Annotated in this window: 9 protein-coding genes; 4 read left to right on the top strand and 5 right to left on the bottom strand. The window is 63.1% G+C overall.

Annotated features, from left to right (window positions below):
- Window positions 1-43: 43 nt before the first annotated feature.
- A complete protein-coding gene (locus FJ419_RS03270) occupies window positions 44-1,642 on the bottom strand; it encodes an ABC transporter substrate-binding protein (RefSeq protein ID WP_140629213.1) in 1,599 nt (532 codons plus the stop codon).
- 459 nt (window positions 1,643-2,101) lie between these two features.
- Here FJ419_RS03270 and FJ419_RS03265 point away from each other — a divergent pair, with 459 nt between their 5' ends.
- Window positions 2,102-4,072 (top strand): long-chain fatty acid--CoA ligase, encoded by a 1,971-nt coding sequence (locus FJ419_RS03265; RefSeq protein ID WP_140687490.1) that lies wholly within the window; start codon window positions 2,102-2,104, stop codon window positions 4,070-4,072.
- Window positions 4,069-4,779, top strand: a complete 711-nt coding sequence (locus tag FJ419_RS03260) for a methyltransferase (RefSeq protein WP_246679111.1) — start codon at window positions 4,069-4,071, stop codon at window positions 4,777-4,779. Before FJ419_RS03265 ends, FJ419_RS03260 begins: the two co-directional genes overlap by 4 nt.
- 74 nt (window positions 4,780-4,853) lie before the next feature.
- Here FJ419_RS03260 and FJ419_RS03255 read toward each other — a convergent pair whose 3' ends face one another.
- The 3 genes from FJ419_RS03255 to pgi form a co-directional block, all read right to left on the bottom strand.
- On the bottom strand, window positions 4,854-5,483 hold the full coding sequence (locus FJ419_RS03255) for a hypothetical protein (RefSeq protein ID WP_140687487.1): 630 nt from the start codon (window positions 5,481-5,483) through the stop codon (window positions 4,854-4,856).
- A 151-nt stretch (window positions 5,484-5,634) separates the two neighbouring features.
- Window positions 5,635-6,357, bottom strand: coding sequence for an HAD family hydrolase (locus FJ419_RS03250; protein ID WP_140687484.1), 723 nt, complete (start codon window positions 6,355-6,357; stop codon window positions 5,635-5,637).
- 6 nt (window positions 6,358-6,363) lie between these two features.
- Window positions 6,364-8,007 (bottom strand): glucose-6-phosphate isomerase, encoded by a 1,644-nt coding sequence (gene pgi / locus FJ419_RS03245; protein ID WP_140687482.1) that lies wholly within the window; start codon window positions 8,005-8,007, stop codon window positions 6,364-6,366.
- A 449-nt stretch (window positions 8,008-8,456) separates the two neighbouring features.
- Between pgi and FJ419_RS03240 the strand changes: the two genes are divergently transcribed.
- Window positions 8,457-9,950 (top strand): PLP-dependent aminotransferase family protein, encoded by a 1,494-nt coding sequence (locus tag FJ419_RS03240; protein WP_140629206.1) that lies wholly within the window; start codon window positions 8,457-8,459, stop codon window positions 9,948-9,950.
- Between the two features lie 222 nt (window positions 9,951-10,172).
- Window positions 10,173-11,762: a trimethylamine methyltransferase family protein gene (locus tag FJ419_RS03235; protein WP_140543101.1), complete on the top strand. Its 1,590-nt coding sequence runs from the start codon at window positions 10,173-10,175 to the stop codon at window positions 11,760-11,762.
- Window positions 11,763-11,990: 228 nt separating this feature from the next.
- Here the strand turns inward: FJ419_RS03235 and FJ419_RS03230 are convergent, their stop codons facing one another.
- Entirely contained in the window at window positions 11,991-12,389 is a 399-nt protein-coding gene (locus FJ419_RS03230; RefSeq protein WP_140687480.1) for a hypothetical protein, read from the bottom strand.
- Window positions 12,390-12,480 lie beyond the last annotated feature (91 nt).

The raw sequence follows: 12,480 nt of genomic DNA, 5'->3' as shown, positions 1-12,480 counted from the left end.
GGAACGGGGCGGCGCTGGACGTTGCGCCGCCCCGTTCGCAATATTACTCGGACTTGTCAACGCCGTCGAAACGGTGAATGCCGAGCGGGTCCATCTTGAAGCCGGTGACATTATTGCGAACGACCGCGTAAACCTGGCTGTGAGCCAGCAGGAAAGCGGGCGCTTGCTTGGCGAAGATCACCTGCGCCTGCTCATAGAGCTTGGTGCGCTCGGCCTGGTCGCTGGTCTTCTTGGCCTTCTGGATAAGGTCCTCGAAGTCCTTGTCGCACCAGCTGGAGTAGTTCGAGACGCCGATGGCCGAGCAGGCGAAGAGAGTGGCGAAGAAATTGTCCGGATCGCCATTGTCGCCGGTCCAGCCGATCTGGAAGGCGCCGGGACGGTCCTTCTTCTTGCCTTCCTCGCGATACTTCGTCCACTCGTAATTGACGATGTTCGCCTTGACGCCGACCTTGGCCCAGTCGGCCTGGATCAGCTCAGCCGCGCGCTGGAAGTTCGGATTGTAGGGACGAACGCGGTCGGCAGCCCAGAGCTGGATTTCCTTCAGGCCGGCATCGGCCAGAACCTTCTTGGCCGCTTCCGGATTGTAGGTGTCGGTCTTCACGTCCTTGTCCCACGACCACATGGTCGGCGGGATGAGGTTCTCGGCGGGCGTCGCGCCGGCGTCCTGGAACAGCGACTTGATCAGGGCTTCCCGGTCGATCGCCTGATTGAGCGCATGGCGCACTTCCGGCTTGTCGAGCGGCGGGATGGTGGTGTTGTAGCTCATATAGCCGATGTTCAGGCCGGCCTGATCCATCAGGGTCACGTCCTTGTTGGCCTTGATGGTGGCGATGTCGGCCGGGTTCGGATAGGGCGCGACGTCGCATTCGCCGGCGAGCACCTTCTGGATGCGGGCGGTCGCATCAGGCGTGATGGCGAAGACGAGATCGTCGATCTTTTCCTTGCCCTTGAAGTAGTCGGGATTGGCCGCGTAGCGGATGACCGAATCCAACTGGTAGTCGACGAACTGGAACGGACCGGTGCCGACCGGCTTGGTCGAGAAGTCGGCCATCTTGCCGTCCTTCTGGAGCTGGTCGGCATATTCTTTCGACACGATCGAGGCGAAATCCATGCCGAGATTGGCCAGCATCGGCGCGTTCGGCTCGGTCAGCGTCAGCTTGACGGTGAGGTCATCGACCTTCTCCCACTTGGCGACGTATTTCGGCATGTCCATGCCGGTGTAATAGTCCCAGGTGAGGTTCGGCAGATACTTGTCGCCGTTCCACGGATTCTCCTTGTTGAACTGGCGATCGAAGGAGAAGACGACGTCGTCGGCGTTGAGGTCGCGCGTCGGCTTGAAATAGTCGGTGGTCTGGAACTTCACACCCGGATGCAGATGGAAAGTATAGACCAGGCCATCGTCGGAAATTTCCCACTTGTCAGCTAGGCCGGGCTCGATCTCGGTGCCACCATGCTTGAATTCGACCAGTCGGGAATAGACGGTGCGCGAAGACGCGTCGAAGTCGTTGCCGCCGGTCGTCGTACCCGGATCGAAATTGGCCGGCGACGCTTCCGAGCAATAAACGAGCGTCTTAGCACTGGCCATGCCGCTGAGGACGCTTGCAGCCAGCAACGCGGCTGCAAAAGTCATTGTCTTTTTCATTGACCACTCCCTGATGTTCTCTCAAGCCCCTCTATCAGGCTCGCGAAGGGCGCATATAAGCACCGTTTCTTCGCCTTTGGAACACCTCGTTTGCGTACCCCATGGGAAGCAGGAAAAGAATCTAGCTTTTGCTCAAACCGCAGAAAAAATGAGTAGTTTTTTCTGCTCACGACATTATTAACGACGGCATTTTTTTATTGATCGCTCACCTGTTAAAATGAGCTGAAAGGACCCGACTGCCGGAGATCTGCCCGCCGCCGGACATGCTGCGGAAGGTGTCCGGATCATCGGATTTCGACGGCAAATCTTTCCCCGCCCTGCCGTTTGGGCAAGGCTTGCACCGTCGCCGATAGAGGCAATACATAGACTGTGGGCGGGATTTCCCGGAAAATCCGCGACGGCGTGGAGGACGCTTCCCTGGAAGCGGGCGCCGAGATTGAAGGCGACAGGGAGAGACAGGTGGCAAAAGCAGCCAAGACGACAGCCCCGGTGAACGCAAAGGCCAAGGGCGCCGCCGCAAGCGATGCGCCCAAAACTGCCAAGGCCGCAGCCGCACCGAAGGCGAAGACGACCGCAAAGCCCGCAAAGTCAGCCCCTAAGCCGGCCGCTGCCAAGCCCGCAGCGGCAAAAGCCGGAAAAGCGGCCGCAAAGTCGCCCGCCGCCGCGCCCGCCGCGAAGACGGCGCCAGCAACGGGCAACGCGAAGCCTGTCTCGAAGGGCCTGCCGAAGGCGATCACCGAGCTCACCGTCGGCCTGCCGGAAAAGCCGTGGCTGAAAAGCTATCCGAAGAACATGCCGGCCGAGATCGGCGCCCTGCCCTACAAGTCCATCGGCGACTTCCTTGTCGGCGCCTGCAAGCAATTCGCCGGGCGTCCGGCTTTCGTATGCATGGGCAAGTCGATCACCTATGCCGAGGTCGAACGGCTGTCGGCCGCGTTCGGCGCCTATCTGCAGGCGAGAGGCCTGGAGAAGGGCGCGCGCGTGGCGCTGATGATGCCGAACGTGCTGCAATATCCGGTGGCCATGATGGGCATACTGCGCGCCGGCTATACGGTGGTGAACGTCAACCCGCTCTACACGCCGCGCGAGCTGGAACACCAGCTGAAGGATTCCGGCGCGCAGGCGATCGTCATCCTCGAGAACTTCGCCGGCACGCTGCAGGCGGTGATCGCCAGGACGCCGGTGAAGCACGTCATCGTCGCCGCCATGGGCGACATGCTGGGCGGCCTCAAGGGCGCCATCGTCAACCTGGTGGTGCGGCGGGTGAAAAAGATGGTTCCGGCATGGTCGCTGCCCGGCCATGTGAAGTTCAACGCGGTGCTCAAGACCGGCGCGAGCATCGCCTTCAAGCCGCCGACGATCTCCGGCGACGACATCGCCTTCCTGCAATATACGGGTGGCACCACCGGCGTCTCGAAGGGCGCGGTGCTTTTGCATCGCAACGTGCTTTCGAACGTCGCGCAGAATTCGCTGTGGGTGGAGGACGCCTATACGGTCAAGCCGAAGCCGGCGCATCTCAATTTCATCTGCGCGCTGCCGCTCTATCACATCTTCGCGCTGACGGTGAACGCGCTGATGGGCATGCAGCAGGGCGCGCAGAATGTGCTGATCCCCAACCCGCGCGACATTCCGGGCTTCGTCAAGGAACTGGCGAAATACCCGATGCACATCTTTCCCGGCCTCAACACGCTGTTCAACGCACTGCTCAACAATGAGGAGTTCCGCAAGCTCGACTTCAAGCCGCTGATCCTGACGCTGGGCGGCGGCATGGCGGTGCAGAGGGGCGTCGCCGAACGCTGGAAGGCGCTGACCGGCTGTCCGGTGAGCGAAGGCTACGGGCTCTCCGAAACCTCGCCGGTGGCGACCGCCAACAAGTTCAGCTCGGCCGATTTCACCGGCACGATCGGCCTGCCGCTGCCTTCGACCGAGATCGCCATCCGCGACGACGACGGCAACAACGTGCCGCTCGGCGAAGTGGGCGAGATCTGCATCCGCGGCCCGCAGGTGATGGCCGGCTACTGGAACCGGCCCGACGAGACCGCCAAGGCGATGACCGAGGACGGCTTCTTCAAATCCGGCGACATGGGCTTCATGGACGAGCGCGGCTACACCAAGATCGTCGACCGCAAGAAGGACATGATCCTGGTTTCCGGCTTCAACGTTTATCCCAACGAACTGGAAGAGGTGGTGGCGCATCACCCTGGCGTGCTGGAAGTGGCGGCCATCGGCGTGCCGGACGAGCATTCCGGCGAAGTGCCTAAATTGTTCGTAGTCAAGAAGGATCCGGCGCTCACCGTCGAGACGTTGATGGCCTATTGCCGCGAGAACCTGACCGGCTACAAGCGGCCGCGACATATCGAATTCCGCACCGAACTGCCGAAGACGCCAGTCGGCAAGATCCTGCGGCGGGCGCTGCGGGACCAGGTTTGAGCGATTATTCCGCCGGCAAGGCACGGGAGCGAGGCAAGCGGCTCGATCCGGCGGATTTCATCAAGGCGAACATGCGGCTGGCGCCGGTACCGTCGGTGCCGGAGGTCCGGCTCTATCAGGCGCATCCCGGCAGCGGCCTGCGGCGGCTGCTCGAACCGGAAGACGAGAGCGACGGAAGCCGGCCTGACCCACAGCCGCCTTATTGGGCCTATGCCTGGGCCGGCGGCACCGTGCTGGCGCGCTATGTCCTCGACCGTCCGTCGATCGTAGCCGGCAAACGCGTGCTCGACCTCGGCGCCGGCTCGGGGCTGGTCGGCATCGCCGCGGTAAAAGCTGGCGCGCGCGCAGCGATCGCAGCGGAGATCGACCGCAACGGCGTCGTGGCGCTCCGCCTCAACGCGCAAGCCAATGGCGTCGCCATCGAAATTGTCGGCACGGACATTACCGCGGGCCCGCCGCCGGCGGTCGACCTGGTGCTCGCCGGCGATGTCTTTTACGCGCAGGACGTCGGGCAGCGGATGATGCCGTTCCTCGACCGCTGCCTCGCCTCCGGCATCGATGTGCTGGTCGGCGATCCCGGCCGCACCAATCTGCCGCTGTCGCGGCTGCGGCTGCTTACCGAGTACCAAGTTCCGGATTTCGGCGACGCTAAAGGCGCCGCGGCCAAGCCGAGCGGCGTTTTTCGCTTCGAGCCGGAAGATCGCTAACGCCAGGATCGAAACTCAATCACCCTGATAACTGGGTTTCGCCTTCGGTCTCACGAGGGCAGTCATGCGGCTTCTTAATCTGAACTCGGAGCATCAACTGGCGCAGCTTCCAGTAAGCCCGCGAAAAGCTCATTGCACCACTTCTGGCGCCGCCCAATTAGTTCCGCGTACCGCACACATTTCCACGAAGCCAAATCCGCGCAAATCTGCTCGACTGATAACACATCGTGGAAGCCTTTTGTCTTGATAGCTTCGTCTCGCCCTTCGGGTGCAACAGCACCCCAAATGAGGATTGCGCCGTCAGTATCGATGCTCTTTCCTTTCAAAAAAGTCGTCTGGTGAACCGTTGGACGTGCGGCTCCCAGGAATGCTTCAAACGCAGGCTTCTTGTGGTGCTCTAGCTGGGAAGCACGTTCGAGAACAAAGAATTTAAAGTTCTGAAACTCAATCTCGCACTTCATTTCACTCACATAGACCCTGCCGCTGGCACGTTCTCTAAGGGCGAAGTCCAGTGTGTACCCGCGGTCGCCTTCAGCTGTCTTGATCGTCGGTCGGCCTAGGTTTTCGTAAGGCGAACGCTCGTCGCCACTCCATATCGAAACGATTTGCTCGGAAAAGATGCCAAAGGCCCTTGAGAGAAACTTTGCGCGCTCGCTATCCGCTGGGCTTCTTAATCTGAAGATATTGCGAAGGCGTTCGCTCATGGCTTCTCTTGGAAAATGGGCCGCAAACCAATTTTAACTTGGTCCGCATGGATGCCTTGGCTGCACGAACGACCGACCGCTAAACCATCCCATCTGGACGCTTGGCAGGAAAGTCCGAGTCAACTTAAGTTTAACCCTAGGCCTTGGCCCGTCAGATCGTCTCCTTCACCCGCGCAGCCAGAAAATCCGGCAGGTCGGCGACCGAGTCCAGAACGACGTCTGCCATCGGCGCCAGCGAGTCTCGAGTGCCTGTTCCAGACAAGACGCCCACCGCCAGGCCGCAGCCGCCGGCGCGCGCCATTTCGAGATCATGGCGGTTGTCGCCGACCGTGGCGATCTCGCCCGGCTTCAACCCGGTCAGGTCGCAGAAAGCGACAACCGTGTCGGGCGCCGGCTTGGAGTTGGCAACGGCGTCATAGCCGAAGGCGGCATCGAAGAGCTGCGCGATACCGAGCGTGGCCAGCGTCTTTTCGGCGCCGCTGGTCGAATCGTTGGTGGCGACACCCATGCGATAGGATCGTTTGTGCAAGGCCCGCAACGAATCGACGACGCCCGGCAGCGCGACCGCCATGGCCGAACCTTGCGCCGAAGTGATCTCGTTGAAGCGGGAAACGGCGTGCATCTGGTCTTCCTCGGACAGGCGCGGAAACCAGAGCTCGACGACATCCATGTTCGAGCCGGAGGCGAAGATCGAATCCGGCTTGAAGCGCTTTGTGACGAAGTCGAAGCCGGCGGCGGCTAGCAACCGATCCGCTTTCCAGCGATCGCCCTCGGCGGCATCCATCGCCATGAAGTCGGCGACGCCGAGCCAGGTTGCGTTGAAGTCGACAAGCGTGCCGTCCTTGTCGAACAATATTCCCTTGATATCCGCCAATCCGGTTTACTCCGCGCCGCGCAATTGGTGGATATGTCCCACCAGCCCGGCAGTCGAGGCGTCGCGTTTTGCGGCAGTCTCCTTGCCTTCCACGACAGGCAGCAGGCCCGTCGCCAGTTCCTTGCCGAGCTCGACGCCCCATTGGTCGAAGGAATTGATGTTGAACAGCGTGCCTTCGACGAAGACGCGGTGCTCGTAAAGCGCGATGAGCCGGCCGAGCGTGCGCGGGTCGAGCTTTCTGTAGAGAATGGTCAGCGAGGGGCGATTGCCCGAGAAGACGCGGTGCGGCGCGATCCGGTCGACGTCGGCCGGATTCATGCCCTTGGCCAGCATCTGCGCGCGCGCCTCTTCCAGCGTGCGCCCCTTCATGAAGGCCTCCGACTGCGCCAGGCAGTTGGCGAGCAAGAGATCGTGCTGGTGTTTCAATTCGGGCTCGTGACCGACGGCGGCGGCGAGGAACTCGACGGGAATGAAGTCGGTGCCCTGATGCAGGAGCTGAAAGAAGGCATGCTGGCCGTTGGTGCCGGGCTCGCCCCAGACCAGCGGGCCGGTCGGCGTGGCGACTGCCGTGCCGTCCAGTGTGACGCTCTTGCCGTTCGATTCCATATCGAGCTGCTGCAGATAGGCCGGCAGGCGCGACAGGCGCTGGTCGTAAGGAATGACGGCGCGGGCCGGATATTTGCAGACGACGCGATGCCACCAGCCGATCAGCCCCAACAGCACCGGAAGGTTCTTCTGCATCGGCGCTGAGCGGAAATGCTCGTCCATCTCATGCGCGCCGTCGAGGAAGGCGCGGAAGTTGCGCGGGCCGACGGAAATCATCACCGGCAGGCCGATGGCGCTCCAGACCGAATAGCGGCCGCCGACCCAGTCCCAGAAGCCGAAGACGCGGTCCTGCTCGATGCCGAACTTCGCGACCAGGTCGAGCGCGGTCGAGACGGCGGCGAAATGCTTGCCGACCGCTTCCTTGCCAAGCGCCTTCTGCACCCAGTCGCGCGCCGTCTGCGCATTGGTCATCGTCTCGACCGTAGTGAAAGTCTTGGAGGCAATGACGAACAGGGTCGTCTCGGCAGACAGGCCCTTCAGAGTGTCATGAATATGAGCGCCGTCGACATTGGAGACATAATGCGCGCGCGGTCCGTCATGATAGGGCGCGAGCGCCAGCGTCACCATCGCCGGGCCGAGGTCCGAGCCGCCGATGCCGATATTGACGATGTCGGTGATCTTCTTGCCGGTGGCGCCGGCCGCCTTGCCGGAGCGGACGGCGTCGGCGAAGGCGCCCATGGCGTCGAGCACGGCGATCACATCGGCCTTGGTGTCCTGGCCGTCGACGATCACGCTCTTGCCGGTCAGGTTGCGCAGCGCGGTGTGCAGCACGGCGCGGTTCTCGGTGATGTTGATCTTCTTGCCCTCGAACATGGCGGCGCGGCGCCCCGTGAGGTCGGCGGCGGCGGCGAGCTTTTCCAGCATCGTCATCGTGTTTGCGTCGACGGCGCATTTTGACCAGTCGAGCAGAAGGTCGCCATCGGTGGCGGAGAATGTCTCGAAGCGCTTGGGATCGGCGGCGAAGGCCTCGCGCATTGTGCCCTTGGCCGCCGCGCGCTGCTCACGCAGAGCGGTGACCTGCTTGTCGAAGGCTGACTGATCCACTGGCGGGCTCCTGGCGGGTTTTTAGACCATTTTAACAGGCCGGATGTTTCCGGCGCGTGTCGGCGCGTCATTCTATCGAGCCGATTTCCATTTCGTTCAAGCGCGGCTTTGCCGCACCACATTCACGCTTTGATGAGGGTGGTGTTGGATGGTGAGGTGCGGGGATTTCGCCGCAAGATGCCGTGCGGTGTGGGCGACGATGCTGCGCATTGCTTGGGTGGTGTGGGGCGCATCGCGGGGGCGACGATGCTGCGCATCGCGCCTGGGCAGTGCCGCGACGATGCTTCGCATCGCGCTTGCGCCGCGACGACGCTTCGCGTCGCGCTTGATAGATCACTGGCATAAATCCCAGCGATCAGAAAAATTGATTGGCGCAACCCCTTATGCCACCCATACACTCCACTGGTCCAGCCAAGTGAAAACAGCTGGCCGTCCGAGGAAGATTTCCCATGCCACAGCGCAATGACACGGCCATATGGTCCGGCCTGTTCCGGATTTCGGCTGAATCCGGCCAAACCCTCCAGGCGCAGATCCGCCAGGCGATCGTCGCGGCCATTCTCGACCGACAGATCGCCGCGTCGATGCCGTTGCCGTCGTGCCGAATTCTCGCGGAAAAACTCGGGGTTGCCCGCGGCACGGTGGTGCTCGCCTTCCAGCAGCTGGTCGACCAGGGCTTCCTGGTGGCGCGCGAACGGCGCGGCCATTTCGTCAATCCGGACGTGCTGGCCACTCCCGCCAAGCCGCACCAGAAAGCGCCCGACCAGCAGAACGAGATCGACTGGAAGGCACGCCGGCAGATCGCCGCGAGCGACATGCCGCCGCCGGCCAAGCACGACAACTGGATCAAGTCCTCCTATCCGTTCGTCTACGGCCAGTTCGATCCGGCGCTGTTTCCGACCGCCGAATGGCGCGAGTGCAACCGCATGGCGCTGGCGGTGCTCGAGATCCGCAATTGGGCGTCCGACATGGTGGATCGCGACGATCCGCTGCTGATCGAGCAGGTCCAGGCCCGGCTTCTGCCGCGGCGCGGCATCTTCGCCAATCCGGACGAGATCATCGTGACGCTGGGCGCGCAGAACGCGCTCTATATGCTGGCCACGCTGCTGATGACCAAGGGCTCGAAGGTGGCCATGGAAGACCCGGGCTATCCCGACGCCCGCTCGATCTTCCGGCTGGCCGGCGCCGATATCCAGCCCGTTCCGGTCGACCAGTCGGGCATCGTGACCTCGTCGATCCCCAGCGATTCCGGCTTCGTCTTCGTCACGCCGAGTCACCACTGCCCGACCATGGTGCCGTTGTCGGCTGAGCGGCGGCAGGATCTCCTGGCGCGCGCCAACCGCAACAACCAGATCATCATCGAGGACGGCTATGACAGCCAGCTGCTCGACGAGGCGCCGCAGCAGGCGCTGAAGAGCCTCGATCGTTCCGGCCGCGTGATCTATGTCGGCTCGATGTCGAAGACGCTGGCTCCGGGTCTCAGGCTTGGCTACATCGTCGCCTCGGCCGGACTGATCGCCGAGCTTCGCGCGCTGCGCCGCTTCATGCTCAGGCACCCGCCGGCGAATAACCAGCGCGCCGTTGCGCTGTTCCTGTCGCTCGGCCATCACGAGGCGCTGGTGCGCAGGCTTTCCACCGCCTTCGACGAACGGCGCAAGCGCCTGGTCCATGCGATTTCCGCTTTCCTGCCAGAGTGGCGCTCGACCGACTCGGCGGGCGGCACATCGCTGTGGCTGGAAGGGCCGCGCGGTACCGATTCACGCGGCCTGGCCGAAGCCGCCGCGTCGCGCAGCGTCATCATCGAACCCGGCGACCGGTTCTTCGATCGAAGCGAAAAGCCCTCTCGTTTCATGCGCTTGGGCATCTCCTCGATCTCGCTGCAGCATATCGAGCCGGGCATCCGCGAACTTGCCACCGCCGCCGGCCGCAGGCCCGCGGCCGCCTGATCGCCACAGACCTCCCTGAAAAAAGAGCCGGCGCTGCGCCGGCTCTTTTGTTTGGGCGTATGTTTGCCGCTTTAGCATTCTGGCATATTCGACGGGATTGCTTGGCCCATAGGCTGTGCCAATGCCGGCGGCATAGTCGGAGCCAGAAGGGGACGAGGCAGGCCGATGGTGGACCAACCGCCGCGCCCGCCTCGCAGATAAAGACAAAGGTGGAGTGCTTCCATGTCAGTGGCTCTCGAGAAGCAGGAATCGTCGTCGGACCAGCGTTCGCGGCGGTCCGGCGGGCGCGAAGCGCGCCGCGCGATGCGGGCAGCGCCCTTGGCCGACGACATCCGTCCGGTGCGGCCGGGGCTTGAAGGCGGCAGCTATGGCCCATTGAGCCAGAACGACCGCGAACGCATCCACGAAGCGGTGCTGACGCTGCTGGAAACGGTCGGCTTCGCCAATGCCATCCCGTCCTGCATCGAGGCGCTGACCCGGGTGGGCGCCACCTATGGCGACGACGGCCGCGTCCGGCTACCGCGCGCCTTGGTGCTGGACACAATCAGACAAGCCGCGCGCAACTTCACCCTCCATGGCCAGGATCCGAAGCACGACATGCTGATCCAAGGCAAACGCGTGCATTACGGCACGGCGGGCGCGGCGGTGCATCTGGTCGATGTCGAGAAGCGCGAATATCGCGAATCGCTGCTGCAGGATCTCTACGACGCCGCCCGTCTCGTCGATGGGCTGGACAACATCCACTTCTTCCAGCGCACCATGGTGCCGCGCGACATTCCCGACCCGCTCGATATGGATTTCAACACGCTCTATGCCTGCGTGATGGGGACGTCCAAGCATGTCGGCACCTCGTTCACAGTGCGCGAGAACGTTAAGCCGGCGCTGGAAATGCTTTATGCGATCGCCGGCGGCGAGGAGAATTTCCGGGCGCGCCCCTTCGTGTCGAACTCGAACTGCTTCGTCGTGCCGCCGATGAAGTTCGCCGAGGACGCCTGCGGAGTGTTGGAGGCCTGCGTCGAAGGCGGCATTCCGATCCTGCTTCTGTCGGCCGGCCAGGCCGGCGCCACGGCACCTGCCGCCATTGCCGGCGCCGTCGTGCAAGCGGTGGCGGAAGTGCTGATGGGCCTGGTCTATGTCAATGCCGTCAAGCCTGGACATCCGGCGATCTTCGGCACCTGGCCGTTCGTCTCCGATCTCAGGACCGGCGCCATGTCGGGCGGCTCGGCCGAGCAAGCAGTGCTGACCGCGGCCTGCGCCCAGATGGCGCAATATTACGACCTGCCCGGCGGCTCGGCCGCCGGCATGTCGGACTCGAAGCTGCCCGACATCCAGGCGGGCTACGAGAAGGGCATCACCAATGTCATGGCGGGCTTGTCCGGCCTGAACCTGGTCTATGAATCGGCCGGCATGCATGCCTCGCTGCTCGGCTTCTGCCTCGAAAGCCTGATCATCGACAACGACATGCTCGGACATTGCCTGCGCTGCGTGCGCGGCATCGAGGTGACGGACGACGCGCTGTCGATCGACACCATCGCCGATGTCTGCCTCAAGGGCCCTGGGCACTATCTTGGCAACGATCAGACGCTGAAGCTGATGCAGACGGAATATTTCTATCCCGCCGTCGGCGACCGTTTCTCGCCCAAGGAATGGAACGAGAAAGGCCGGCCCGACATCCTGTCGCGGGCGATCGCGGAGAAGAAGCGCGTGCTTGCCGAGCGCTTCCCGCGCCACGTCTCGCGCCTGCTGGACGACAAATTGCGCGCCCGCTTCGGCGAGATGATCAAGTTGCCGCGCAACAAGATGGGCGGCTAGGACGCATTGATATTCCGGTGAGGCCGGCCTGCAAATGGCGGCTGTGCTTCCGGTGCTCACGTACTTTAAGTACGCTCCGCTCCGGCCTCCGCCGGCCGAAGCTGTCATAAGCGTCTCCGCTCTATGAAGGCTACGGCCGGGAAGGCTACGGCCGGCGTAGGCCGGTTCTCGGAACCCACCATTTTCGACTCGGCCTGACCGAAATCTCAACGCATCCTGTTCGTCGGATCATTCCGCCCTCAGCCCGTAGCGCGCGACGACCTCGGCGTTGGTCAGCTTGGCGTGCAGCGTCATCAGCACGATCTGCGCGTCGAAACTGTCGCCGGCCTCCAGCGCCGCCTCGATGCGGCGCTCGACCTGCAATGTCGGCTCGCGGCCGTTGGCCTGCTCGAACACATGGCGTCCGGCGACGCAATAGCCGCAGAGCTGCGCCACGGATGCATAGGCGTCCGCCGGCGGCTCATCGGGCCAGCGGTCGTTCATCAGGTTGACGATGGTGAGTTTCACGCCCTCTGGCACCAGCGCCGGATGCAGGTCGGCCGCACGCAACGCGTCGTCGAGCTGGCGCAGATCGCCGGAGCGGCCGAACATGCCGAGAAAGCCGAGGGAAGAGCGCCGTTTCGCCACGATGATCTCTCCCTTCCTGAGCTGCCGAGGTCGAGCTTATCTGTGGGTTCCTTGGAGATGAAACAAGGGCAACAGAAAAGGGCGGCCCGCC

The organism is Mesorhizobium sp. B2-6-2 (genome assembly GCF_006440615.1).
In the GTDB taxonomy this organism is placed as follows: Bacteria; Pseudomonadota; Alphaproteobacteria; order Rhizobiales; family Rhizobiaceae; genus Mesorhizobium.
This window is presented reverse-complemented; position numbering and strand designations above follow the sequence as displayed.